Origin of the sequence: Pseudomonas sp. RC2C2 (assembly GCF_018390435.1) — a bacterium.
GTDB classification, from domain to species: Bacteria; Pseudomonadota; Gammaproteobacteria; order Pseudomonadales; family Pseudomonadaceae; genus Aquipseudomonas; species Aquipseudomonas donghuensis.
Genome location: NZ_JAHBAX010000001.1, coordinates 240113 through 262573, shown reverse-complemented (window position 1 = coordinate 262573; position 22461 = coordinate 240113). Strand labels below are relative to the sequence as shown.

29 protein-coding genes are annotated in these 22461 nt (G+C 60.8%); 7 read left to right on the top strand and 22 right to left on the bottom strand.

Annotated features, from left to right (window positions below; translation table 11 throughout):
• Positions 1-207: 207 nt before the first annotated feature.
• The gene (locus tag KHO53_RS01230; RefSeq protein WP_213569878.1) at positions 208-1911 is read left to right on the top strand and encodes a glutamine--tRNA ligase/YqeY domain fusion protein; all 1704 of its coding nucleotides are present in this window, start codon (positions 208-210) and stop codon (positions 1909-1911) included.
• Between the two features lie 9 nt (positions 1912-1920).
• Positions 1921-3303 carry a cysteine--tRNA ligase gene (cysS, locus tag KHO53_RS01225; protein ID WP_010222510.1) on the top strand — a complete coding sequence of 461 codons (1383 nt, stop codon included), beginning with the start codon at positions 1921-1923 and terminating at the stop codon, positions 3301-3303.
• 75 nt (positions 3304-3378) lie between these two features.
• Here the strand turns inward: cysS and KHO53_RS01220 are convergent, their stop codons facing one another.
• From KHO53_RS01220 to KHO53_RS01210, 3 genes are all read right to left on the bottom strand, one after another.
• Positions 3379-4767 carry a sensor histidine kinase gene (locus tag KHO53_RS01220; RefSeq protein ID WP_213569877.1) on the bottom strand — a complete coding sequence of 463 codons (1389 nt, stop codon included), beginning with the start codon at positions 4765-4767 and terminating at the stop codon, positions 3379-3381.
• Positions 4745-5425: a response regulator transcription factor gene (locus KHO53_RS01215; RefSeq protein ID WP_010222508.1), complete on the bottom strand. Its 681-nt coding sequence runs from the start codon at positions 5423-5425 to the stop codon at positions 4745-4747. Before KHO53_RS01215 ends, KHO53_RS01220 begins: the two co-directional genes overlap by 23 nt.
• A 168-nt stretch (positions 5426-5593) precedes the next feature.
• Complete coding sequence (locus tag KHO53_RS01210) at positions 5594-6613, bottom strand: branched-chain amino acid aminotransferase (protein ID WP_010222507.1); 1020 nt, start codon at positions 6611-6613, stop codon at positions 5594-5596.
• A 355-nt stretch (positions 6614-6968) separates the two neighbouring features.
• On the opposite strand from KHO53_RS01210, the gene KHO53_RS01205 reads away from it, so the two are divergent.
• Positions 6969-7499 (top strand): cysteine hydrolase family protein, encoded by a 531-nt coding sequence (locus KHO53_RS01205; RefSeq protein ID WP_213569876.1) that lies wholly within the window; start codon positions 6969-6971, stop codon positions 7497-7499.
• Here KHO53_RS01205 and KHO53_RS01200 read toward each other — a convergent pair.
• The 14 genes from KHO53_RS01200 to KHO53_RS01135 all read right to left on the bottom strand — a co-directional run bounded on the left by KHO53_RS01200 (position 7476) and on the right by KHO53_RS01135 (position 16285).
• Complete coding sequence (locus KHO53_RS01200) at positions 7476-7658, bottom strand: P-loop NTPase family protein (protein ID WP_036996334.1); 183 nt, start codon at positions 7656-7658, stop codon at positions 7476-7478. The two genes, KHO53_RS01205 and KHO53_RS01200, sit on opposite strands and share 24 nt — an antisense overlap.
• Positions 7659-7935: 277 nt before the next feature.
• Positions 7936-8184 (bottom strand): hypothetical protein, encoded by a 249-nt coding sequence (locus tag KHO53_RS01195; protein ID WP_213569875.1) that lies wholly within the window; start codon positions 8182-8184, stop codon positions 7936-7938.
• A gap of 7 nt (positions 8185-8191) precedes the next feature.
• Positions 8192-8677, bottom strand: a complete 486-nt coding sequence (locus KHO53_RS01190) for a hypothetical protein (protein ID WP_213569874.1) — start codon at positions 8675-8677, stop codon at positions 8192-8194.
• A 221-nt stretch (positions 8678-8898) separates the two neighbouring features.
• Positions 8899-9141, bottom strand: coding sequence for a hypothetical protein (locus KHO53_RS01185; protein ID WP_145997611.1), 243 nt, complete (start codon positions 9139-9141; stop codon positions 8899-8901).
• Between the two features lie 14 nt (positions 9142-9155).
• Complete coding sequence (locus KHO53_RS01180) at positions 9156-9305, bottom strand: hypothetical protein (RefSeq protein ID WP_213569873.1); 150 nt, start codon at positions 9303-9305, stop codon at positions 9156-9158.
• A 213-nt stretch (positions 9306-9518) separates the two neighbouring features.
• The gene (locus tag KHO53_RS01175; RefSeq protein ID WP_159388933.1) at positions 9519-9761 is read right to left on the bottom strand and encodes a hypothetical protein; all 243 of its coding nucleotides are present in this window, start codon (positions 9759-9761) and stop codon (positions 9519-9521) included.
• A gap of 9 nt (positions 9762-9770) precedes the next feature.
• Positions 9771-10013: a hypothetical protein gene (locus KHO53_RS01170; RefSeq protein ID WP_159388932.1), complete on the bottom strand. Its 243-nt coding sequence runs from the start codon at positions 10011-10013 to the stop codon at positions 9771-9773.
• Between the two features lie 7 nt (positions 10014-10020).
• Positions 10021-10539 carry a hypothetical protein gene (locus tag KHO53_RS01165; RefSeq protein ID WP_258701902.1) on the bottom strand — a complete coding sequence of 173 codons (519 nt, stop codon included), beginning with the start codon at positions 10537-10539 and terminating at the stop codon, positions 10021-10023.
• Between the two features lie 161 nt (positions 10540-10700).
• The gene (locus KHO53_RS01160; protein ID WP_010222501.1) at positions 10701-11180 is read right to left on the bottom strand and encodes a hypothetical protein; all 480 of its coding nucleotides are present in this window, start codon (positions 11178-11180) and stop codon (positions 10701-10703) included.
• Between the two features lie 80 nt (positions 11181-11260).
• Positions 11261-11761, bottom strand: a complete 501-nt coding sequence (locus tag KHO53_RS01155; protein WP_249684365.1) for a GNAT family N-acetyltransferase — start codon at positions 11759-11761, stop codon at positions 11261-11263.
• 392 nt (positions 11762-12153) lie between these two features.
• Positions 12154-13542 carry a hypothetical protein gene (locus KHO53_RS01150; protein ID WP_213569871.1) on the bottom strand — a complete coding sequence of 463 codons (1389 nt, stop codon included), beginning with the start codon at positions 13540-13542 and terminating at the stop codon, positions 12154-12156.
• 21 nt (positions 13543-13563) lie between these two features.
• Positions 13564-14421 (bottom strand): NAD(+) synthase, encoded by an 858-nt coding sequence (gene nadE, locus KHO53_RS01145; RefSeq protein WP_213569870.1) that lies wholly within the window; start codon positions 14419-14421, stop codon positions 13564-13566.
• Between the two features lie 11 nt (positions 14422-14432).
• Entirely contained in the window at positions 14433-15638 is a 1206-nt protein-coding gene (gene pncB / locus KHO53_RS01140) for a nicotinate phosphoribosyltransferase (protein ID WP_010222497.1), read from the bottom strand.
• Between the two features lie 2 nt (positions 15639-15640).
• Positions 15641-16285, bottom strand: a complete 645-nt coding sequence (locus KHO53_RS01135) for an isochorismatase family protein (protein WP_213569869.1) — start codon at positions 16283-16285, stop codon at positions 15641-15643.
• A gap of 99 nt (positions 16286-16384) precedes the next feature.
• Between KHO53_RS01135 and KHO53_RS01130 the strand changes: the two genes are divergently transcribed.
• From KHO53_RS01130 to KHO53_RS01120, 3 genes are read left to right on the top strand one after another with little or no spacing between them, the layout of a single operon-like run.
• Entirely contained in the window at positions 16385-16945 is a 561-nt protein-coding gene (locus KHO53_RS01130) for an adenylyltransferase/cytidyltransferase family protein (protein WP_010222495.1), read from the top strand.
• A complete protein-coding gene (locus KHO53_RS01125; protein WP_100782397.1) occupies positions 16942-17652 on the top strand; it encodes an NUDIX domain-containing protein in 711 nt (236 codons plus the stop codon). Before KHO53_RS01130 ends, KHO53_RS01125 begins: the two co-directional genes overlap by 4 nt.
• A 23-nt stretch (positions 17653-17675) precedes the next feature.
• A complete protein-coding gene (locus KHO53_RS01120; protein WP_036996316.1) occupies positions 17676-18143 on the top strand; it encodes a GNAT family N-acetyltransferase in 468 nt (155 codons plus the stop codon).
• Positions 18144-18257: 114 nt separating this feature from the next.
• On the opposite strand, the gene KHO53_RS01115 is transcribed toward KHO53_RS01120, so the two are convergent.
• The gene (locus KHO53_RS01115) at positions 18258-18878 is read right to left on the bottom strand and encodes a hypothetical protein (protein WP_213569868.1); all 621 of its coding nucleotides are present in this window, start codon (positions 18876-18878) and stop codon (positions 18258-18260) included.
• 127 nt (positions 18879-19005) lie between these two features.
• Between KHO53_RS01115 and KHO53_RS01110 the strand changes: the two genes are divergently transcribed.
• Positions 19006-19794, top strand: coding sequence for a suppressor of fused domain protein (locus KHO53_RS01110; protein WP_213569867.1), 789 nt, complete (start codon positions 19006-19008; stop codon positions 19792-19794).
• Between the two features lie 54 nt (positions 19795-19848).
• On the opposite strand, the gene KHO53_RS01105 is transcribed toward KHO53_RS01110, so the two are convergent.
• The 4 genes from KHO53_RS01105 to KHO53_RS01090 form a co-directional block, all read right to left on the bottom strand.
• A complete protein-coding gene (locus KHO53_RS01105) occupies positions 19849-20511 on the bottom strand; it encodes a DUF5677 domain-containing protein (protein WP_213569866.1) in 663 nt (220 codons plus the stop codon).
• 75 nt (positions 20512-20586) lie between these two features.
• On the bottom strand, positions 20587-21219 hold the full coding sequence (locus KHO53_RS01100; protein ID WP_036996310.1) for a BRCT domain-containing protein: 633 nt from the start codon (positions 21217-21219) through the stop codon (positions 20587-20589).
• Between the two features lie 13 nt (positions 21220-21232).
• Entirely contained in the window at positions 21233-21622 is a 390-nt protein-coding gene (locus tag KHO53_RS01095) for a hypothetical protein (RefSeq protein ID WP_036996308.1), read from the bottom strand.
• Between the two features lie 210 nt (positions 21623-21832).
• Complete coding sequence (locus tag KHO53_RS01090) at positions 21833-22153, bottom strand: DUF6124 family protein (protein WP_036996306.1); 321 nt, start codon at positions 22151-22153, stop codon at positions 21833-21835.
• Positions 22154-22461 lie beyond the last annotated feature (308 nt).

Sequence of the window (22461 nt, the reverse complement as noted above, 5' to 3'; positions counted from 1 at the left end):
AAATTGTTCGCGCAGTATCGCGATACACACCTGACGTACAGTCTACAGCCCGCGATACGTGATTCGCGGCAGTTTTTTTGCATTCGCCGGCGAATATCGCGCCAGTTTGTCGGCGCGATGCTGTCGGCAGCTCGACCGCTTCGGCTATGATAAGCGCTTTGATTCAGTCGGCCTACCCAGGCCGTGCACCCCGTATTCAAGGATCCTATGAGCAAGCCCACTGCCGACACCGCTCCCAACGCCGCTGCCAAAGGCGCTCCCGCCATCCCTGCGAACTTCCTGCGTCCGATCGTGCAGGCAGACCTGGACTCGGGCAAGCACAGCAGCATCGTCACCCGTTTCCCGCCAGAGCCCAACGGTTACCTGCACATCGGTCATGCCAAGTCGATCTGTGTGAACTTCGGCCTGGCCCAGGAGTTCGGTGGGGCCTGTCACCTGCGTTTCGATGACACCAACCCGGCCAAAGAGGACCAGGAGTACATCGATGCGATCCAGAGCGACGTCAAGTGGCTGGGCTTCGAGTGGACCGGCCCGGTGCGCTACGCCTCGCAATACTTCGACCAGCTGCACGCCTGGGCGGTCGAGCTGATCAAGGCCGGCAAGGCCTACGTCTGCGACCTGACCCCGGAGCAGGCCAAGGAATACCGTGGCAACCTGACCACCCCAGGCAAGAACAGCCCGTTCCGCGAGCGTTCGGTCGAAGACAACCTCGACCTGTTCGCGCGCATGAAGGCCGGCGAGTTCAAGGACGGCGAGCGCGTCCTGCGGGCCAAGATCGACATGGCCTCGCCGAACATGAACCTGCGCGACCCGATCCTCTATCGCATCCGTCATGCCCACCACCACCAGACCGGTGACACCTGGTGCATCTACCCCAACTATGACTTCACCCACGGTCAGTCGGACGCCATCGAAGGCATCACCCACTCGATCTGCACCCTGGAGTTCGAAGGCCATCGCCCGCTGTACGAATGGTTCCTCGACAACCTGCCGGTGCCGGCCAAGCCGCGCCAGTACGAGTTCAGCCGCCTGAACCTGAACTACACCATCACCAGCAAGCGCAAGCTCAAGCAACTGGTCGACGAGCAGCACGTCCACGGTTGGGACGACCCGCGCATGTCGACCCTGTCGGGCTTCCGTCGCCGCGGTTACACCCCGGCCTCGATCCGCAATTTCTGCGAAATGATCGGTACCAACCGCTCTGACGGCGTGGTCGACATGTCGATGCTCGAATTCAGCATCCGCGACGACCTCGATCGCACCGCGCCCCGCGCCATGTGCGTGCTGCGCCCGCTGAAAGTAGTCATCACCAACTACCCCGAAGGCCAGGTCGAGAACCTCGAGCTGCCGCGCCACCCGAAAGAAGACATGGGCGTGCGCGCGCTGCCATTTGCCCGCGAGATCTACATCGATCGCGACGACTTCATGGAAGAGCCGCCAAAGGGCTACAAGCGCCTGGAGCCGGCCGGTGAAGTGCGCTTGCGCGGCAGCTACGTGATCCGCGCCGACGAGGCCATCAAGGATGCCGACGGCAACATCGTCGAACTGCGCTGCTCGTATGACCCGGACACCCTGGGCAAGAACCCCGAAGGCCGCAAGGTCAAGGGCGTGATCCACTGGGTGCCGGCCGCTGCCAGCGTCGAATGCGAAGTGCGCCTGTACGATCGCCTGTTCCGCTCGGCCAACCCCGAGAAGACCGAAGATGGCGGCAACTTCCTTGACAACATCAATCCTGATTCGCTGCAGGTGCTGACCGGTTGTCGTGCGGAACCTTCCCTGGGCCAGGCCCAGCCAGAAGACCGCTTCCAGTTCGAGCGCGAAGGCTATTTCTGCGCCGACCTGAAAGACTCCCAGCCGGGTCGCCCGGTGTTCAACCGCACCGTGACCCTGCGCGATTCGTGGGGCAGCTAAGGAACTCTCGTGCTTACCATCTACAACACGCTCAGCAAGACCAAGGAAGTCTTCAAACCGCTTGAAGGCAACAAGGTTCGGATGTACGTCTGCGGCATGACCGTCTACGACTTCTGCCACCTGGGCCACGGGCGCAGCATGGTCGCCTTTGACCTGGTGACCCGCTGGCTGCGTTACAGCGGCTACGACCTGACCTACGTGCGCAACATCACCGACATCGATGACAAGATCATCAACCGGGCCAACGACAACGGCGAATCCTTCGACGCCCTGACCGCCCGCATGATCGACGCGATGCACGAAGACGAGCGCCGCCTGAACATCCTGCCACCGGACCAGGAGCCGCGTGCCACCGACCATATCGCCGGCATGCACGCGATGATCCAGACCCTGATCGACAAGGGTTATGCCTACGCGCCGGGCAACGGCGACGTGTACTACCGGGTCGGCAAGTTCGTCGGCTACGGCAAGCTGTCGCGCAAGAAGATCGAAGACCTGCGCATCGGTGCCCGCATCGAGGTCGACGAAGCCAAGCAGGACCCGCTCGACTTCGTCCTCTGGAAGGGCGTCAAGCCGGGCGAGCCGAGCTGGGAGTCGCCGTGGGGCCCGGGCCGTCCGGGCTGGCACATCGAGTGCTCGGTGATGTCCACCTGCTGCCTGGGCGAGAGCTTCGACATCCACGGCGGTGGCAACGACCTGGAGTTCCCGCACCACGAGAACGAAATCGCCCAGAGCGAGGCCGCGACCGGCAAGCAGTACGCCAACTCATGGATGCATTGCGGCATGATTCGCATCAATGGCGAGAAGATGTCCAAGTCCTTGAACAACTTCTTCACCATTCGCGACGTGCTCGACAAGTATCACCCGGAGGTGGTGCGCTACCTGCTGGTGTCGAGCCACTACCGCAGCTCGATCAACTACTCCGAAGACAGCCTGCGCGAGTCCAAGGGTGCCCTGGAGCGCTTCTACCACGCCCTGCGTGGCCTGCCGCGGGTGGCGGCTGAAGGTGGCGAGGAGTACGTCGAGCGTTTCACCGTGGCGATGAACGACGACTTCGGCACCCCCGAAGCCTGCGCCGTGCTGTTCGACCTGGTGCGCGAGATCAACCGCCTGCGCGAGAGCGACCCACAGGCCGCTGCTGGCCTGGCCGGTCGTCTGCGCGAGCTGGGTGACTTGCTCGGTGTGCTGCAACTGGACGCCGATGACTTCCTGCGTGCCGGTGCCGAAGGCAAGGTTGATGCCGCCGAGGTTGAAGCCCTGATCCAGGCGCGCCTGCAAGCGCGCGCCGACAAGAACTGGGCCGAATCCGACCGCATCCGCGACCAGCTGACCGCCATGGGCGTGGTGCTGGAAGACGGCAAGGGCGGCACGACCTGGCGCTTGGCTGACTAAGCAATCGCGGGGCAAGCCCGCTCCCACAGAAGACTGCAATCCTCTGTGGGAGCGGGCTTGCCCCGCGATGAGCCCCTAACTGACGACACCCGTCCTGCAGTGCAACACCAGTTTCGCCCCACCCAGCTCACTCCCTCCCACCTCCAGCTCAAAGCCGTGCAGGTCGACGATCGCTGCAACGATCGACAAGCCCAGCCCGAACCCCGGGTGACGCTGGCCTTCTTCACTGCGATAAAAGCGCTTCAACACCGCCCCGCGTTCATCCTCGGGAATCCCCGGGCCGCTGTCGTGCACCTCGATATGCACACCCTTGGCATCGCTCAGTGCACGCATCAGCACCTGACCCTGCACCGGGGTGAACTTGATGGCATTGCCCACCAGGTTGGCCAGCGCCTCGAACAGCAACTCGCGGTCACCGTGCAGTGCCGGTAGTTGTTCAGGCATGTCCAGCGTCAGGTCAATCTCGCCGTCTTCGGCCAGCGGCAGGTAGAAGTCATGCAGCTCCTGCAGCAGCCCATGGGGATCAAGCTCGACGAAGCCGGCGCGGCGCTGGCGGTCTTCCAGCTCACTGATGCGCAGCAAGCCGCGAAAACGCGCCATCAAGGTATCGGTTTCGCCAATGGCCTGTTCCAGCGCCTCGGCCTGCGGTGAATCATCGCCGGCCTGCTGGCGAATCCGGTAGAGCTGGGCGCGCAGACGGGTCAGTGGGGTGCGCAGGTCGTGGGCGATGTTGTCACACACGCCTTTGACTTCATGCATCAGGCGCTCGATGCGGTCGAGCATGGCGTTGACGATGGCCGCCAGCATGTCCAGTTCGTCGCGCCGCGCCGACAGCGGCAGGCGCCGGGTCAGGTCGCCGGCGACGATCTGCTCGGCGCTGGCCTGGATCGCGCGGATCCGCTTGAGTGGCCGGCGGCGCAGCAGGTACCAGCCGGCGATGCCGGGGATGATGGTCAGCGACAGGCCCCAGAGCAGGGCATGAAGGATGATGCGGGTGACCACGAACAGCGAGCCGTTGTCGCGCACCAGCACCAGCCAGCGGCCATCGCGGACCTTGATCGCCACCGCGTCGCAGCTGTCGCGGGGCAGGTGCGGTTCGTCGGCATCCAGGCAGCGGCTCAGTTCATGAATCTTGCCGTCCAGGCCCAGCTCGGGCGGGATCTGGCGGATCTGCCCGCCGAGCGGATTGAACTGCCCATCGAACAGCCCATAGGCATCGAAGCTGCGCTCCTCGAACGCCTGGCTGGCAATCAGCGCGTCATCGAGTTGCTTGCCGCTCATGTGCGCGAACAGGTGCTGGCGCTGCAGCAAGGAATGGCGGGTGAGCTTGTTCAGGTAGCCCGAGACCTCGAAGTACAGCACCCCCATGAGGATGCTGCTCCAGGCCACGAACAGGAAGCTGTACAGCGCCAGCAGGCGGCTGGTGGACGAGCTCCAGCCCTTAGACGGGTTCGGCAATGGCATAGCCCGATCCCCGCACGGTGCGAATCAGCGGTGTCTGGCCAGCGGCGTCGATCTTCTTGCGCAAGCGTCCGATGTGCACGTCGATCAGGTTGGTGCCCGGGTCGAAGTGGTAGCCCCAGACTTCCTCGAAAATCATCATCCGGGTAATCACCTGGCCGGCGTGGCGCATGAGGAATTCCAGCAACTTGTACTCGGTGGGCAGCAGGTTGAGGGTCTGATCGCCGCGCTTGGCCTCGTGGCTGATCAGGTCCAGCTCAAGGTCGGCGACCTGCAGGCGGGTCTGTGCCAGGGGCACGCTGTTGCGCCGCAACAACACCTCGACGCGGGCGGCCATTTCATCGGACGCGAACGGCTTGGTCAGGTAGTCGTCACCGCCGGCGCGCAGGCCGCGGACCCGTTCGTCGACATCCGAGAGGGCGCTGATCATCAGGATCGGCGTGGCAATCTTCAGGGTGCGCAGGGTGGTGACGATAGTCAGGCCATCGACCTCCGGGAGCATCCGGTCCAGGGTGATCAGGTCGTAACCGCCGGCAATGGCCTTGGCCAGGCCTTCACGGCCGTTGTTGGCCCATTCCACTTCCAGGCCATGGCTGGAAAGCTCGGCGACGATCTCCTGGGCGGTGACAGCGTCGTCTTCGATAGTCAGTACGCGGGGCATGCTTTTACCTGGGCGGCGGGTAGAGACCTGATTGTGCCAAAGAATAGGCGGTGCCCGGGTTAAAGAAAAATTCATCTAGGGGAGAGGGGCACAATGGGCCGGCATGCACCGACCCCTGTGGGCGCCGGCCTTGCCGGCGATGGGCCGCAGCGCGGCCCCTATTGCAGGTCAGGCGACTTTCACAACCCAGCCCGCCGGGCCTTCGATGTCGCCGCTCTGGATGCCGGTCAGCTCGTTGTAGAGCTTCTGGGTGACCGGGCCGACTTCGCTTTCGCTGTAGAACACATGCAGCTTGTCGCCGTACTGGATGCCGCCGATTGGGGTGATCACCGCAGCGGTACCGCAAGCGCCAGCCTCGACGAAGCGGGCGAGGTTGTTGATTTCCACGTCGCCCTCGATGACCTTCAGGCCCAGGCGCGATTGCGCCAGTTCCATCAGCGACAGGCGGGTGATGCCTGGCAGTACCGAAGCCGATTTCGGCGTCACGAACTCGTTGTTGGCGGTGATGCCGAAGAAGTTGGCCGAGCCGACTTCCTCGATCTTGGTGTGGGTCAGCGGGTCAAGGTAGATGCAGTCGGCAAAGCCGGCTTGCTTGGCCTTGTAGCCCGGTTGCAGGCTGGCCGCGTAGTTGCCGCCCACCTTGGCAGCGCCGGTGCCTTGTGGCGCGGCGCGGTCGTAGTCGGAAATCAGGAACTTGTGCGGGGTCATGCCGCCCTTGAAGTACGAGCCGACCGGGATGGCGAAGATCGAGAAGATGAACTCCGGCGCGGTCCGCACGCCAATGTTGTCACCCACGCCGATGACGAACGGTCGCAGGTACAGCGCACCCTTGCCGTACGGCGGAATGAAACGCTCGTTGGCCTTGACCACCTGCTTGCAGGCGTCGATGAACTGTTCGGTCGGCACCTGCGGCATCAGCAGGCGGTCGCAGCTGCGCTGCATGCGCAGGGCGTTCTGGTCCGGGCGGAACAGGTTGATCGAGCCGTCCTTGCAGCGGTAGGCCTTCATCCCCTCGAAGCATTGCTGGCCATAATGCAGCGCGGTCGAGCCTTCGCTGATGTGCAGCTGGTTGTCTTCGGTCAGGGTGCCCTTGTCCCACTCGCCGTTACGGAAATAGGACAGGTAGCGCTTGTCGGTCTTGATGTAGTCGAAGCCCAGCTTGTCCCAGTTAATGCTTTCGTTACTCATGGCACCCTCGATTCGGTTGCAGATGCCTGCTGGAGCAGGCGGTTCTTATTGCGCACTCGGCCACGATAATACATCCCGTGCAGATCGGGAACGCCCAGTCATAGATTGGACCATGGTCGCAGTGAAAATCTTTGACGCTGCCTGTTGCAACAGGCGTTGACCGTTCCTCGGTCCGGGCGCATTATCGAAGTATGAAGCTTTGCCTGCTGACCTCGTCGCGTACCACTACCACCGCCATACGCGGGGCGGGTACGGCTGTTTAACCTTAAGGCAGCAGGTAATCCAAGGCCCCGCCAGCAATGGACGGGGCCTTGTCTTTTCTCCGTCCTGGCTGGCCAATCACGCAGAGATGAAGATGCAAGCAAAACGCGCACTGCTGGTCCTGGATATGCAAGTGGGCTTGTTCCATGGCCCCGAACAACCCTGGCAGGGTGATCGGGTACTGAACAAGGTCAACACCCTGATTGGCGCTGCCCACGCTGCCCAGGCGCCGGTTTTTGCGGTTCGCCACACCGGCCCGCAAGGGTCGCCGATCGCCGCAGGCAGCCCCGCGTGGCAGTTGCTGCCCGCGCTGGCGGTCGATCCTGCCCGCGACATCGTGTTCGATAAAACCCGCCCCAGTGCCTTCTTGGCCACCTCGCTGGCGGATCAGCTACGCGAGGCCGGCATTGATGAGCTGGTCATCGTCGGCCTCAAAACCCAGTACTGCGTTGACACCAACTGCCGGGTTGCCCGCGAGCTGGGCTTCAACGTGGTGCTGGTCAGCGATGCCCACACCTGCATGGACACCCCCGGCTTGTCGGCCGAGGCGATCATCGCCCACCACAACCTGACCCTGGGCGGCGCCTTTGCCCGCCTGCAATCAACCGCAGACGTGCAGTTCTGAGCCTTCGCCCAACTGCAGGTAGCCGTCCAGTGCCAGTTGCCGCAGGAGCACCTGGTCGTGGGACGCTACCAGCAAGGTCCCGCGATACTGGCGCAGCATGGCTTCCAGGGCGGCGAGGGAGGGCAGGTCGAGGTGGTTGCTCGGCTTGTCGAGCAGCAATTGCGCAGGTACAGAGCCATTCAGTCCAGGTGGTCAAACCTGCGACGCCTGAAGAATAGGCTGGAGCCAGCACCTGAGATGAGCAATGACACTAGCCAAATGTCCAGTTCGTACCAGTACTTGTCAGGAAATGCGAAGAGACCATATGTACCTGCCCCCCAAAGCGAAATCCCTAACCACTTTCTTATCGGGTAGGGTTTCAGGCAGTGGTCTATCGCTGATATCAGGATCATTGCGTAGCACATTTGTGTAATTACAGACATGGCGTATGTTCTGCTCAGGCCCAGAGGTCGGGATTGAATCGATGACGTCTGAAGAACAGCTCCAGCCCACCGACAACTGCAAAGAGTGAAACGAGTTGCAAGTCAAAGCCAAGCCAATGGCTTTCGGTCAGTGTCAATCTGCCAAGCAAGCCGCCACCCAAGAAAGCCAGGCCGAGCCATTTTCGTGGCCTGGACGGCTTGACCAGACGGTCTATCAGGATGAAAAGCGCCAGGACGAGGAGGAGTTGATTGAACTCTGACATGTTCTTTTCAGCCTTGATTCTCGATGATCATTGAGGAAGCTGAACGTTGGGGGCCGATGCCGCCACTGACCGACGCTTGAAGGCTGACGATTACATCTCCGGCATGGTGGGTGGGTATGCGGTTTTTAATGAAGTCACCTGCTTCGGTGTTTGTGGCTTTTCCAATCAATGGATTGATCAGCCAGCTGGCGAAGCCGGCAAAGGCCCCGGCTACAGTAGTGCTCACAGTTTGTCGCTGGCTGTTCAACCTATCAGCCTGCTGACGGCTCAGCGCTCGAGAAATAGCGACTTTCATCTCGCAGGCACGATTGCCGGCCTGCATTCTGTCGTAGAGCGCCACGAGCATTGTACTGACCTCGTAGTGCGCCCCCTTCGCTTCACTGATATGCAACTCGCGCAGCCGGGCGCGATGATTCGGCAGGACGACGAGCTGCGAGACGTGGAAAACGATGCCGAAGTTTCCGGCGTACTCATAGGTCTTTTCGATCTGCACAACAACCTTCCCTGTGTAATACGCGCCAGGCGCACCTTATCGACGTGCAGGGAAAGATGCCCAAATCAACTTCGGGCGTATGTCATATTACTCCGGCATGAAGGTAGGGCCGATCCTAAATTAGCGATCAGCCCCTGGAAAATCTCAGCCGGCCTGCTCAAGCCGACGGCGTTTGAGGAGCAGTCCCACACCCAGGATGACGGTGTATCGAAGATATTCGCTCATTCGTCCGGTTGAAACTTACGGCGTCCGATGATCAGGGTCATACCTGCCGAGAATACGAGCAAAGGCGCTAGGGGCAGATCCATTGCCTCCCAATAAGTGCCACCCGGTGTAAACAGTAAAGTAATGCCGGCAGCGCATAGGAAAAGTCCTAGCCATTTACGAATTAAATAGGGTTTTAGGCAATGATCCAGAAATGCAATGAGGATCAATGCGTAACATAGCTGCGTAACTTCAGACATGGTGTGTGCTCTGCTCAGGCATCTTCTTCGTGGCGGTTGCGCCTGAAAAACAACTCAAGTCCTCCGACAATTGCAAAAAGCGAAACCAGATGCAGGTCAAAATCGCCCCAGTAACTTTTTTCGCTCAGCGTGACGCTACCCAGCAGGCCGCCCAGCAATAACATCAGGCTTAACCATTTTCGCTCCACCGGCCCCTGTGATGCAGATGGCGATGAATTCGATATCCAGTGAACCTGCCCGGGCTGGAAGCAGGTAGCTGGTGATCATGCCGACGCCAAACAATACGACGCCACAGCGTTTTCTTAGCCGATAAGGCCTGAAGAAGAAATACAGGAGGTAAAATACAGCCAGAAGGATGGTGTATTGAAGATATTCACTCATTCGTCTGGTTGAAACTTGCGGCGTCCCTTGACTAGAGTCAAACCCGCGAAGAGTACGAACAAAGGGCCTTGTGGCAGATTCAACTCATGCCAATAGAGGCCGCCCGGCACAAACAGCAACGTAATGGCGGCCGTCACCAGCGCCAGCCCCAGCCATTTGCGGAGTAAATAGGGTTTCAGGCAATGATCCATAAATGCAATCAGGATCAGCGCGTAGCACAGTTGGGTAACGTCTGACATGGGCTGTACTCAAGCGTCCTCATCGAATCGGTTACGCCTGAAGAACAACTCCAAGCCACCAAGAATTGCAAAAAGTGCAATCAGGTGCAGGTCAATTCCGAGCCAGTAGATACCTTCCAACGTGAATCTACCAAGTAGGCCTCCCAGCAATAACGTCAGGCTTAGCCATTTTCGGAGTGTGCTGGATTTGAGCAGGCGCTCGATCACAACAAAGAGGAAGAAGGCGAGGAATAGTTGGCTGAATTCTGCCATGGCGTCTTCAGCCTTGATTCTTGATGATCATTGAGGAAGCCGATCGTTGGGGGCCGATACCCCCACTGACGGATGCCTGGATGCTGACAATTATGTCGCCGGAATGATAAATCGGCAGGTGTGGTTCGGTGAGAGAGGCAGCGGCGGATCCAACGAGGGATCCGAAAACAGGCGTTAGGAGCAGAGTGGCGGCGCCCCCAAAGTAACCTCCGATGACAGCGATAACGTCAATGCGCTGGCTGTTCAACCTATCAGCCTGCTGACGGCTCAGCGCTCGAGAAATAGCGACTTTCATCTCGCAGGCACGATTGCCGGCCTGCATTCTGTCGTAGAGCGCCACGAGCATTGTGTTGACCTCGTAGTGCGCCCCCTTCGCTTCACTGATATGCAACTCGCGCAGCCGGGCGCGATGATCCGGCAGGACGACGAGCTGCGAGACGTGGAAAACGATGCCGAAGTGACCGGCGTACTCATAGGTTCTTTGTATCTGCACAACAACCTTCCCTGTGTAATACAGACGCGCCACGCGCACCTCATCGACAAGCAGGGAAAGATGCCCAAAACAACTTTGGGTGTATGTCGTACCACTCCTACAAGACAGTAGGGCTGATCCCAAATTAGCGATCAGCCCCCTACAAAACCTCAGCCAACCTGCTCAAACCGACGGCGTTTGCGGAGCAGTCTCACTCAGGTCTTGATGATCATGGTCGAAATGGTTCGTTGCGGGCCGATCCCGCCATTGACTTGGGCGTCAATGCTGACCAGCACATCGCCGGCATGGTAGGTCGGCAGGATTTCATTGGCGTAGGTACGCACGGCGGCACCCACGGGCACACCTACAAAGGAGGAGGCCACGCTGGTAGTGGCGGCGGTGAAGGCCGAGGCGCAGGCGTTGACGACCGTGGTGCGCTGAGCGTTGAGGGTGTCGCCCTGTTGCCGGGTCAGCGGCTTGGAGATTGCGATCTTCATCACGCACGGCAGGTTCTTGGCCAGCATCTTGTCGTAGACCTCGACAACCTTGCTGTTAACCTCGTAGTGGGCGCTTTTCGCTTCGCCAAAATGCAGCTCGCGCAGGCGTCCGCGTTCGCTGTCGGTGAGGGTGATCTGCGAGACGTTGAAGACGATCCCGTGTTGGCCCATGTATTGGAAAGTCCCTTCGAACTTCATTGCACGCATCCTTTCGAGGCAAAGGCGGCGATTTTGTACAAGGATCGCCGTGGGTGCAAATCATTCCGTAAAGGTTGTGATCAACTCGTGGCTTCGAAGGCCGGGTGATAGCTGACCTGGGCCTGCGGCCACTGGCCGCTGTGGCTCAGGGCCTGGAAATACTCGGGTGGTACGCCCGGCAGCTGCAACTGCGGGTGCGCCTCGAAACCGAAGCGTGCGTAGTAGCCTGGATCGCCCAGCACCACGCAACCGTTGGCGCCCAATCCTTGCAGGGCCTGCAGCGCCGCGCGCATCAACTGGCTGCCGATGCCCTGGCCGTGGCGCTCGGGCGCCACCGAGATCGGGCCCAGGCCATACCAGCCGGTGCTGCCGTCAGACAGGGTCACCGGCGACAAGGCCACATGGCCGATGATGTGCCCGGCGACTTCAGCCACCAGCGACACCGACAATTGCTCGGCGCGGCGCAGGGCGTTGACGATGAAATGTTCGGTGTGGCTTGAGTGGGGTGCCTGCTCGAAGGCTGCAGCGGTCAGTTGTTCGGTGGCCAGGGCGTCGGCCGGGGTTTCGGGGCGCAGGATCATGGCGTTCTCGGGGTGTGGGTCAGTATTGGCAGCCAGGCGACGGGTGTCTTCGTCGATCAGTGCGCGCAGGTTCTGGGACAGTGGGCTGCTGCTGGTGTACTTGCGCCCGTAAGATTGCGCCACGCCGAACAGCTGCGCGGCATGCGCTTGCTTGATGCAGCAGACGCCAGCGACGCCGAGCTGAGCGGGTTGTAGCGGGGTATCGTGCATGGCGAAGTTTGCCAGCCAAAGCGTGGGGGCTGCAAATCGGGGGGGCAGCCTGCCTGAGTCGCCTGGTTTGCGACCGCTTCGCGGTCCATCGCCGGCAAGCCAGCCCCCACAAGGAATGGTGCATGCCGATCCAATGTGGGAGCCGGCTTGCCGGCGATGGGCCGCGTCAGCGGCCCCAGGGTTCACTTCACCGTCTGCAGGCGCAGATCATTGTAGTAGAAGGTGTTCTTGTCGATGCTGGCGCTGAAGAAGTAGCCGTAGTCTTCCAGGTAGAACAGGTGATTGACGCGTTTGTCCTCGTCACCCTGCACGCTGCAGTCCAGCGCCTTGGCGCTGCCGCTCAAGCTGGCGTTGAGGGTGCTGGCCGGCAGTTGCTGTTGCACCGTGCACTCGGTGATCTTCAGGTCCTTGCCGTACTGGCCGATCACGTTGTTGTTGGTCGCACCTTGCTGTGAATAGCTGAGCTTGCTGCCCACCGCCATGGTCTTCCAGTCGCCCTTGAAACTCAGGCTGGTCAGCGCACTGCTTTCGCTCATGCCGGTGAAGTCGGTCTTGCTCACCAGCGGGATCAATCCGCGCCAGGTGATCTTTTGCGCCTCATAGCCCTTGCCGCGCAGGATCACCATCAATTGCTGGCTATTGGCATCAACCGACAGGAACTGCTCCTCGCGCATGGGCGAGGTCTTGCCTTTTATGGTCGAGGTGCCGACGGCGTCCAGGTACGTGAGCGGCTGTGCCGGCTTGGGCAGTTGCAGGCGCTCGAGGGCGACCATCACCGATGGGCTGACCGGCGGCAACACGGCCGTGACGATCGGTGCCTTGAAGCGCGGGCTGAATGGCGCCAGTTGCGCGACTTTATCCGGCGTGGCGCAGGCCAGGGCGAACAGCGCCTGGTAGTCGGCGTTGCTGTCGGCCACAGGCTCGGGCTTGGGCAGTGACGGGACCATGCCGTCGGTGACCCGGTTGTTGGCATCGACATCGTAGCCGGCCAGCAGGGTGTAGGTACCGGCGCTGCAGTTGAAGCGGTGATGCTCACGCTTTTGCGCGTAGGGCGCGTTGTACGGCAGGTCGAGGAGGATGCTCGGCTGGTCGAAGGCAGCCCACAGGCTGACGTCGTTGCCCATTTTGTTGATGCTGTTGCGATCGACCAGCACCCATGGCTCACCATCTTCACCTTTAAGCTTGCGCCAGTCGGGCTTTGCTTGGGTCTTGCAGGCCCCGGCGAAGCTTGGGTTGTTCATCAGGATGGCATGGAAGCGATCAGGCATCGGCTGCGGCGGGGCGTAGCCGCTGGGGTTCTTGAAGTACGCGCGCTGGTCGGCATCCAGGTACATGATCGCCACGTTCGGCTCAGCGCAGGAGGCTTCGAGCTGGAAGCTGCGATCAGTCAAGCCGTTGTTGGCCGGTACGTTAACCTGGAAACTCAGCACATCGCCTTCACGAAACAGGCTGTAGGTCGACAGCGGCTGGGCGAGCATGGTGCCGATGTACTGGTCGAGGCTTTCCTTGGAGGGCGTCGCGCAGCCGGCGAGGACGGCGGCGGACAGGGCGGTGAGGATCAGGCGTTGCACAACAGTCTCCGGTGAGTCCATTCAGGATGGCAGCATTGTATCGAATCGTGCCGCCGGTGCCTTGGGCAATTCGCGTTTGTGCCGGGTCTTGTCGTAGGCATTGATGATGATGGCTGCGACCGCGTCATCGACGTTTTCACCCTGCAGGAAGGCATCGATCTGCCCGTAGCTGACACCATGTACCTGCTCGTCGGCCAGGCCCGGGCGCAGTTCTTCGAGGTCGGCGGTCGGCACCTTGTGCACCAGGTGTTCAGGTGCCCCCAGCGCGGCGGCAATGGCCCGCACCTGGCCCTTGCACAGTCCGCTCAGGGGGGCCAGGTCGCAGGCGCCGTCGCCGAATTTGGTGAAGAAGCCCATCACCGCTTCGGCGCCATGGTCGGTGCCGATCACCAGGCCATTGCGGGCGTTGGCCAGGGTGTACTGGGCCAGCATGCGCAGGCGCGCCTTGACGTTGCCGAGGACGAAATCCCGTTGCCCGTCAGCGAGCTCGGCCAGTTGCGGCAGTTGCCCGGCAAGGCCGTTGACGCCGTCTGCAATGTTCACCGTGATGCACTCATCGGCGCCGACAAAGGCCAGCGCCGCCTGGGCATCGGGCTCGTCATGCTGGGTGTTGTGCGGCAGGCGCATGGCGATGAAGCGATAGCCGCCGTCGGCTTGTTCGGCGCGCAATTGCTCGACCGCCAACTGCGCCAGGCGCCCGGCGGTTGACGAGTCGACGCCGCCGCTGATGCCCAGCACCAACACCTTCAAGCGCGCATCGAACAGGGTCTGCTTGATGAAATCGATGCGCTGGCGGATCTCGTTCTGTACTGCCGCGTTATCTGCGAAGGGCGCCACCACGCCCAGGGCCTTGGCAATCTCGATCTGACGACTGTTCATGTGCTTCTCCTTTACTGGCCTTCAACCTTGAACACGTGCTTGAGGTAGCTGACGAAGTTCTCGTCACGGCATTGGGTCTTGCCTGGGCTGTCGGAGATCTTCGCCACCGGCGCGCCGTTGCAGGCGGTCATCTTGATCACGATGTTCATCGGCTCAACGCCGGGAATGTCGCAGGTCAGGTTGGTGCCGATGCCGAAGCTGACGTTGATTCGTGGGCTGAGCTCGCGGTACAGGTGCAGGGTCTTGGCAAAGTTCAGGCCATCGGAGAACACCAGGGTCTTGCTCTTCGGGTCGATGCCGAGTTTCTCGTAGTGGGCGATGGCCTTGTTGGCCCACAGCAGCGGATCACCAGAGTCGTGGCGCAGGCCGTCGAACAGCTTGGCAAAGTACAGGTCGCAGTCCTTGAGGAAGGCATCCATGCCGATGCAGTCGGTCAGGGCGATACCCAGCAGGCCGCGGTATTCCTTGACCCAGCACTCCAGTGCCGCGACCTGGCTGTCGATCAGCCGCGGGCCCAGTTGCTGGTGGGCCATGAACCACTCGTGGGCCATGGTGCCGATCGGCTTGATGTCCAGTTCGCGCGCCAGGTGCACGTTGCTGGTGCCGACAAAACGCCCCGGGAAGTCCTGCTTGAGGGTGTGCACCACGTGCTCCTGGACCCGGTAGGAGAAGCGCCGACGGGTACCGAAATCAGCCAGTTGCAGGCCGGCCAGTTCCGCAGGCGACGCTTCGGCCTTGAGCCAGTCGAGTTTTTCGTACAGGCGCTCACCCACTTGTTCCATCACCACTTCACGGTAGCGGTAGCGGTTACGCACTTCGGAGACGATCGCCAGCAGCGGGATCTCGTAGAGGATCACGTGCAGCCAGGGCCCGCGCAGGCGGATCGCCAGTTGCCCGGCATCATCGACGCCAACGTGCACGTAGCGCAGGTTGAAGCGGAACAGGCTGAGGAAGCGGATGAAGTCCGGCTTGATGAAAGGAATGCGCCCCAGGTACGCCAGTTGGTCCTGAGTGATCGAGACCTCGGCCAGCTGTTCGATCTGGTAGCGGATCTCGGCCAGGTACGGGGTCAGGTCTTCACTGTTGCGGCAGCGAAATTCCCATTCAACCTCGGCGTTGGGGTAGTTGTGCAGCACCGCCTGCATCATGGTGATCTTGTAGAAGTCGGTGTCCAGCAGGTTCTGGATGATGCTTGGGCCGAAGACGCTCTCGCTCATGTTCATGCTCCCTTGAATGCGTTCAGTTGCTGGTCGAGGCTGGCGAGGTCGGCGCAGGCGATCACGCCCTGGCCGGTCATCTCGGCCATGGCCGCTGCGGCGCCCTGGGCGGAAATCGCCCGGCATGCCGGTTGGTAGATAAACACCTGAAACCCTGCGGCCTGCAGTTGCAGGGCGGTGTTCTTGACGCAGAAATCCAGGGCCAGGCCGCCAACGATCACCGCTTGCACGCCTTGCACCTTGAGGTACTCGATGACCCCGGTGGAGCGGCGGTTGGCCAGGTCGTGGTAGCAGGCGCCGTAGGGGTGCAGGTCGGGTTCGATGCCTTTCCAGACGAAGAAGTCGTAGTCGATCGGCGCGGGCAGGCCGGCCAGCAGCTCGAAGCCCGGCGTGCCCGGCACGCAGTGGCTGACCCAGGTCAGGTCGGCGTTGGCCATGTCCAGTGGCTGCAGCATCTCGGCGTGACTACCCACCACCCAGGCGGCTTTCGGCGTGTGGGCATCCTTGCTGCCGATGCGCAGGCTGGCGCGCTTGGCCATGGCGTTGAGTGCCGGGGCGATCTCGGCGCCGCCGGGGACTGGCAACTCGGAGGGGGCGTTGTCGGTGAAGCCGTTTTGGGCGTCGACATCGAAGCTGGCGATTTTCATGGGGTGGCTCCTGCACTGGGTGTGGACACATAATTCACTAGGTGTAATATGTATGTCAACCGCTTTTTCTTTTTCAGAAGCAACCACGGTGGATATAGTATGCATAGTGAAATATATGAGTCGGGCCCGGTGCGGTTTCGTCTGGCCGTGTACGGTGGTGCTTTCGACCCACCGCACCCCGGCCACCTGAGCGTGATCACCCGGGCGCTGGAGTGGGCCGATCAGGTGGTCGTGGTGCCCAGTTACCGGCATGCCTATGGCAAGCGCATGGTTGACTTCGACCTGCGTTGTCGTTGGTTGCAGCGGCTGATCGAGCGGCTCGGGAGCGAGCGGGTCAGTTGCTCGGCCGTGGAGCGTGAGCTGGGCGGCGAGGGCGGGGCGGTGTACAGCTATGACCTGCTGTGCGCGTTGAGCAAGCGCAGCGGTATTGCCCGCGCTGATATCGCCCTGGTCATCGGCGAGGATAACCAGGCCAATGTTGCTGGCTTTTATCGAGGCCAGGAACTGCTGGACGACTTCGGCCTGCTGGTGGCCGAGGAGCAACTGGGCGTGCACAGCTCGGCCATCCGCGCCGGCCTGCGCAATGGCCAGGCGTTGCCGGCAGCCTGGTGCCTGCCCGACATCGTTGAAGAGTTTGAGGTGTATAGGAGTCCACAGTGAGTGCTGCAGAAGTACTGGCCAGCGTCGACATCGTCGCGTTGCGCCTGAACCCCGAGAGCAAGCAGCTGGAAGTGCTGTTGTACCGGCGTGAGCGTGCGCCCCACGAAGGTGAATGGGCGCTGCCGGGGGTGATCGTCAACGGCCGCACCCCGGACAACACCCTGGCGGCGGCGGCTGACCGGGCGATGAGCGAAAAAGCCCGGATCCTGCCGCGTCACCTGGAGCAGGTGGGCACCGAAGGCAATGCCTTTCGCGACCCGCGTGGCTGGTCGATGAGCACCTACTACCTGGCCTTGCTTGGCCCGGACGTCGAGGCCGGCATTGAGCAGCTGTGCTTTGTCGAGGTCGCCAGCGTCATCGGGCGCAAGCGGGTGCTGCCGTTCGACCATAACCTGCTGGTGCAACTGGCGTGCGAGCGCCTGGCGTCCAAGGCGGTTTATACCAACCTGCCGCTGTACCTGGCGCCCGAGCGCTTCACCGTGCTCGATGCACTCAACGCCGTGCAGGCCTGCCTCGGTCACCCGGTCAACAACACCTCCCTGCGCAAGCGCCTGGAGCGCATGAAGGAGGAGGGCTGGATTCGCGACACCGGCGACAAGAATTTCCCGAAAATGGGCCGGCCCCAGCAACTGTTCGAACACACGCCGAAAGCCGAGACGCCCTTCGTGTTTGACCGTAGTCTGTTGCCCGAGCGCTCGGGCACCTGAGCAAAACATAAAAAGGACTGCACATGCCGAACCTGGAATGGCTTGAACACCACATGCAGCACTGCGACACCTTCGCCGAGCGGCTGTATCGGCAGTTCAGCTACGAGTACGCCGATATTTCGCTGGAAGCATGGCAGCGAGAGTTCGCCGAGGGCCAGCGCAACGGTGACTGGCAATGCCTGGTTGCGCTCGATCAAGGACGCTTGCTCGGTGGCGCTGCGCTGGCCCGCGATGACCTGCCCGGGCGCCCGGAGCTAGGGCCCTGGCTCGCTTGTGTGCTGGTCGAGCCGCAGGCTCGCGGGCAGGGTCTGGCGGAAAAACTGATTGAAGGGATTTGTCAGCGAGCCCGGGAGCGCGGCGTGGCCACCTTGTACCTGCACACCCATGACCAGAGCGCGTACTACGCCAAACGCGGCTGGAGCGTGCGCGAGCGGTTCGAGGCCTGGGGCAAGGAGCAGTGGTTGATGTCGCGGGAGTTGCTCGGCCAGTAGGCCCTCGGGGTTGCCTTGCAACCCATCGCTGGCAAGGCCAGCTCCCACAGGTTTGCCGCTGTTCTCAGGAAAGGTGCAGGGCCTGTGGGAGCTGGCTTGCCAGCGATGAGGCCTTCAAGTCAGCAGGTAGCGGCCCTGAGAGTCTTTAAGTGGTTGCGCAATCTTCAGCGCCTGCTCGACCGCCTTCAGCTCCCGACCTTCCAGCTTGCGCCGGCCAAACGAATAGAAAGCCCCGCCCGGGTCGACATGCGCCGAGAACAGCCCGACAACCTCATCGCCTGTCACCTCGAGTATCAGCTCCATATGCGCTTCGAACGGCGTGCAGGCATTCAGATAGGTCAGCCCATCGACCACCGCGCTGGCACTCCAGCAGGCTTCCTCCAGGGCAAAGATCTGTCCCACCTCGCCACCGACTTGCTGCAGTGCCCAGGCGCCCTGATCGCGGGGCAGGGACCTGAGCATTGGCAGTAGCCGCTCACTGCCAAGGATGTCGAGTTCATAGGTGTCGCCCATGCTGCTGAGCACGAGCGCAGTCAGCAAGTAGCTCAGGGCAATTTCCGAAGGCTGTTCGCTCCAGCCATTGACGGCAGACACCGGAGGGCACCAGAGCAGTTGCACGGTATCGCCAGCCTGCACCGTGTCGCGCTTGTCGAACCGCGCCCAGGCCTTTTCGCCGGCGTTGGGCACAATGGCCTGCAGGTCGATGGTCGCTGCGCTGTAGTCGAGGCCGGGCACATTGCACCAGCCTAGGGGCCAACAGGTTTTCAGTGTTGCAGGCATGGGATGGGTGTTCTGGTGTGCCAGGGGTAGTGCCGATGCTAATGAGTGGTTAGCATAGATGTCCACCTCGCAAGGATCGCAGATGAACCTCCTGAAAAAGCTACTCGACTCATTTAAACGACCAGCGCCCCAGGAAGATTCGCCAATCGCGCAAGCCGAAGATGCCAACCAGGCCGCGAGGCTTGCCGGTGAAGCCTGCCTGGATCGTCACTGGAGCAGCGTCGGTAGCGTGGAACGGGATGTCCTGGCCTACCTCATCAGCCCGAGTTTTTCCGGCGGCCCGCACTGGCCCTCGACCCGTCAGGCCTATCGGGTAGTGCGCCGTGGCGACTCAATTATCCTGGCGACCGAAGGCTTGTCCGACCCCTTCGATGATGCCCAGGGGCAAGGCAATGGTTTCGAGATGGAGTTGTTCGTCGAAACGCCGGACATCCCGGAACATGCCCGTGGACCTTTGGGCGAAGTCGACCCGTTCAAGCGCAGCTGGGCATTCGAGTTGATCGAGAACATCGCCCAAACCGTGGCCGATGCCGGTGGTATCACCCAGCAGTTGGCAAGGTACGGTGCGTTGTCCCTGGAACTGCCCGGCTTCAGCCAGTCGCACCACATCAGCGGCCAGCTCCCCGAGCATTTCGTGACCGAGGACGACTGCATCGGTGTGCTGCTGGGCGGCCCGGCGCCGGATTTCCCGACCCGTCTGGAGGGCATGCCGCTGTCGCCGGTGACCCTGGTGCCGGTGGTGTTGATCACCGCGGCCGAGCTTGAATACATCCGCGCAGGTGGCGGCGAGGCCCGTGGCGATCTGGTCAGCCGCTTGCAGGCGGCCGGTGTGGGGCATGTCAGCAGCCTGCAGCGCGCCAGCGTGGTGTGATGCAATAGCTGGAGTAATGATTTACGGCGCCACTAGAATATGTCGACGCATGCGCTACTTGGTTTCAGGTTTGGGGGGGCTGTTCTTGAGGAGCAGATCAATGAGAGCCATGGAGAGGCTTAGCATTTCTTCGACAAAAGTCAGCACTTCATTTTGGTGGTCTTCGGGGGCGTCGAACTGCAGGGCCGCGACCAAGGTCGAGTGTGCAGACGAGGTGGAAAGGCTGCGGTACTTGCTGTGATATAAGAATTCTAGGCCTGCTGTTTTCGACATCTCGTGCAAACTGGCGCCTTGATATTTTTCTTCCTTTGTGGCGGTTAAATAATCACTTAAATCACTTGCGTTTTCTTTGGTGAGGGTGCTGGAGGATAAGGCGTCGTTGTGTATTGCATCGGCCTGCTTTCTAAGCTCTTTACTTAAATTATTGATTAGTTTGTCCAGTGTTTCAGGTTTTTTTACCAAGGCCCCGAGGTGGAATAAGTTTTCCAAGGCGAGTCGTGTCGTGGCCATTGCCTCATTTTCAAAGCCTTCACGCATCAGCAGCAGGGCGGCATTACAATTGCTGATAAGTTGTTTCCAGAAGGCAATGATCAATTGCTCGGATCTTCCATTGAGTCGGCTGCTTGTAGTAGTTAAGAGCCTATTTGAGTCGCTAAGTAACTCGTTAATTTTTTTGGTGCGCTGCTCTTTTGTAAGGGGGGCGTGCTCAATGCTCATCTAAAGATCCTTGCAGGTAGCTGTTGAAATTTCTATCGTCCGTGATGGCTATATAGAGTAGTAAGTCGAAGGAATTTAACCAAATACCGCCCTCTGCCAATGCTCCTCGCTAACAATCGCAATCCCTCCCCCAGCCTCCCTGATCTCCACGGCCTTCTTGATCTTCGTACCATAACTACTGTGCAGCCATTGCTCGTTCCCGACACTCCCGACCACCAGGAAGTGCACCTTTTTGCTCACCGAGCCGCCAATCAAGCCTCCGCGATCTAGCACAAGGGCCTCACACTCCTTACGTGGCCCATAGGCCATGGCGCCAGTAAAAAGGTACACCCTATCTGGCCAGTCGAGGGCAGGTGCTGGATCATTAAGGGGGAGTGTGGTGGGCGCAGTAAAAGGGCGAGGACTATTACTGGGGGCACCGGTAAATTGCTGGAGTATCTCCAACAATTCCGTCGACTCGTCGGCATCCAGAATTCCATCGCTGAGCATATTGGCCAGGCGTCGGTAGAGCAGGTTGATCACTGGATCATCCAGGTGTGCCAGATGTTGCTCGATCCAGTTTTTTAGAAACTCAGCCTCTCGCTGGTTGATGGTGTTATCTGCAGTGAGCCCTGCGGCAATGCCGAGTAAGGCGTCCGCCGAGCGTCGGTCGATACGGGCCTGGTGGTAGAAACGACTGTTTTCGAATTCCTGATGCAAGTCGACCATGATGCAAGCTTCCTTACTCTTCGTTTTCAACCTGTGAGTTGTAGTATTTGCTTTGCTCGGGTGTGAAAGTCACGACCATCCCTGTACGGCTGCAGCTAATCGTCAGTTCCGCTGTGGTATCGATTTGCAGGTCGTCACCGCGTAAACCTTGCCAGTGAGCCAGATACTTGAGCGAGCCGAACTTCTCGAGTTTCTTCAAGGTGCGTTCGACACCACCTTTCCAGCCCAGCACGGGGAGCTCACCGGCGATGCAGCGCCGGGCAATGTCGGGATGTTTGAGGGCTCGTTCACGACCAGCCTCCCAGCAGCGGATCAGACCTTGGTCAGGGCCCTGCCAGGTATCGGACCAACCGAGAGTGGGGCGTAGAGCTGCGTGGATGGGGCGATGGACAATCGTGTTCATTTAGCCTCCCTGGCTGGTGATAGTCGTATTGAGTTACGCAGTCCTGCTGATTGGATGCTACTAAGTGGCCAGTATTGATGTCCAGCCCAGAGAGTCGGGGCTTGATAGTTCATCGTTGGGTAGGTCTTTGGAGGTTTGTGGGAGCTGGCCTTGCCAGCGATGGGCCGCACCTGCGGCCCCAAAACCAGGCACTTGCGTCCCCCTGGATTGTTACCTGGCTGCCTTGCGCTCCAAGGCTTGTGCCTCGATCCCATCAAGCAAGGCATCCACCAGTCCCTTGGCCATCTCGACCGAGTGCAGTGTCGCCCAAATCGTTCCACGGGCGTCGGCATCAACCTTGTCGCATGCCTGCATGCCAGTGTCATGGGCGCAACGCAAATACATCGACGCATGCACCAACGCGTCATGCGCCTCGATACCGGCGCGTACAGAAAACAACGGGGGATGACCTGCAGCACAAGCCCCGAAAGGCGTGTCGGCAGTGTGAGGAAGGGCGCCGGCTGGCGGTGGATCAGGAACGATCTTGATCATGCTGCATCTCCTATATCAGCCAGGAAACTGCCAGCATCCGCTTGCACACGAATGGGTGGCAGCTGTGCGCAGGTGTGCAAGACCGAGGATATAGGACCCGGCAGACCCGAAGGCCTCCCACGCACAGCCACCATAAAACTATTCCTCGGGCGCAAAGACGCGCCGGGAAGGTCTCAAGGTACTGATTGCTCCACATCGTTCGGGCTTGCACACCCGGTCGCTGAATTGGCAGCGACTGAAGGAGGGTAACGGGGTTGGGGTGGGTATTCAAGCGTGGTGTCGACCAGGGTTGATGCATTGTCTGTGGG

Excerpts from the sequence above, each read along its gene's own strand:
- KHO53_RS01090 (WP_036996306.1), bottom strand. The coding sequence starts at position 22,153 with ATGATCAAGATCGTTCCTGATCCACCGCCAGCCGGCGCCCTTCCTCAC.
- KHO53_RS01205 (WP_213569876.1), top strand. The coding sequence starts at position 6,969 with ATGCAAGCAAAACGCGCACTGCTGGTCCTGGATATGCAAGTGGGCTTG.
- KHO53_RS01210 (WP_010222507.1), bottom strand. The coding sequence starts at position 6,613 with ATGAGTAACGAAAGCATTAACTGGGACAAGCTGGGCTTCGACTACATC.
- KHO53_RS01175 (WP_159388933.1), bottom strand. The coding sequence starts at position 9,761 with ATGTCAGACGTTACCCAACTGTGCTACGCGCTGATCCTGATTGCATTT.
- KHO53_RS01135 (WP_213569869.1), bottom strand. The coding sequence starts at position 16,285 with ATGAAAATCGCCAGCTTCGATGTCGACGCCCAAAACGGCTTCACCGAC.
- KHO53_RS01195 (WP_213569875.1), bottom strand. The coding sequence starts at position 8,184 with ATGTCAGAGTTCAATCAACTCCTCCTCGTCCTGGCGCTTTTCATCCTG.
- KHO53_RS01185 (WP_145997611.1), bottom strand. The coding sequence starts at position 9,141 with ATGTCTGAAGTTACGCAGCTATGTTACGCATTGATCCTCATTGCATTT.
- KHO53_RS01095 (WP_036996308.1), bottom strand. The coding sequence starts at position 21,622 with ATGAACACGATTGTCCATCGCCCCATCCACGCAGCTCTACGCCCCACT.
- nadE (WP_213569870.1), bottom strand. The coding sequence starts at position 14,421 with ATGAACAGTCGTCAGATCGAGATTGCCAAGGCCCTGGGCGTGGTGGCG.
- KHO53_RS01160 (WP_010222501.1), bottom strand. The coding sequence starts at position 11,180 with ATGAAGTTCGAAGGGACTTTCCAATACATGGGCCAACACGGGATCGTC.
- KHO53_RS01120 (WP_036996316.1), top strand. The coding sequence starts at position 17,676 with ATGCCGAACCTGGAATGGCTTGAACACCACATGCAGCACTGCGACACC.
- KHO53_RS01220 (WP_213569877.1), bottom strand. The coding sequence starts at position 4,767 with ATGCCATTGCCGAACCCGTCTAAGGGCTGGAGCTCGTCCACCAGCCGC.
- KHO53_RS01180 (WP_213569873.1), bottom strand. The coding sequence starts at position 9,305 with ATGTTATTGCTGGGCGGCCTGCTGGGTAGCGTCACGCTGAGCGAAAAA.
- KHO53_RS01215 (WP_010222508.1), bottom strand. The coding sequence starts at position 5,425 with ATGCCCCGCGTACTGACTATCGAAGACGACGCTGTCACCGCCCAGGAG.
- KHO53_RS01110 (WP_213569867.1), top strand. The coding sequence starts at position 19,006 with ATGAACCTCCTGAAAAAGCTACTCGACTCATTTAAACGACCAGCGCCC.
- KHO53_RS01170 (WP_159388932.1), bottom strand. The coding sequence starts at position 10,013 with ATGGCAGAATTCAGCCAACTATTCCTCGCCTTCTTCCTCTTTGTTGTG.
- KHO53_RS01105 (WP_213569866.1), bottom strand. The coding sequence starts at position 20,511 with ATGAGCATTGAGCACGCCCCCCTTACAAAAGAGCAGCGCACCAAAAAA.
- KHO53_RS01100 (WP_036996310.1), bottom strand. The coding sequence starts at position 21,219 with ATGGTCGACTTGCATCAGGAATTCGAAAACAGTCGTTTCTACCACCAG.
- pncB (WP_010222497.1), bottom strand. The coding sequence starts at position 15,638 with ATGAGCGAGAGCGTCTTCGGCCCAAGCATCATCCAGAACCTGCTGGAC.
- KHO53_RS01130 (WP_010222495.1), top strand. The coding sequence starts at position 16,385 with ATGCATAGTGAAATATATGAGTCGGGCCCGGTGCGGTTTCGTCTGGCC.
- KHO53_RS01230 (WP_213569878.1), top strand. The coding sequence starts at position 208 with ATGAGCAAGCCCACTGCCGACACCGCTCCCAACGCCGCTGCCAAAGGC.
- KHO53_RS01155 (WP_249684365.1), bottom strand. The coding sequence starts at position 11,761 with ATGATCCTGCGCCCCGAAACCCCGGCCGACGCCCTGGCCACCGAACAA.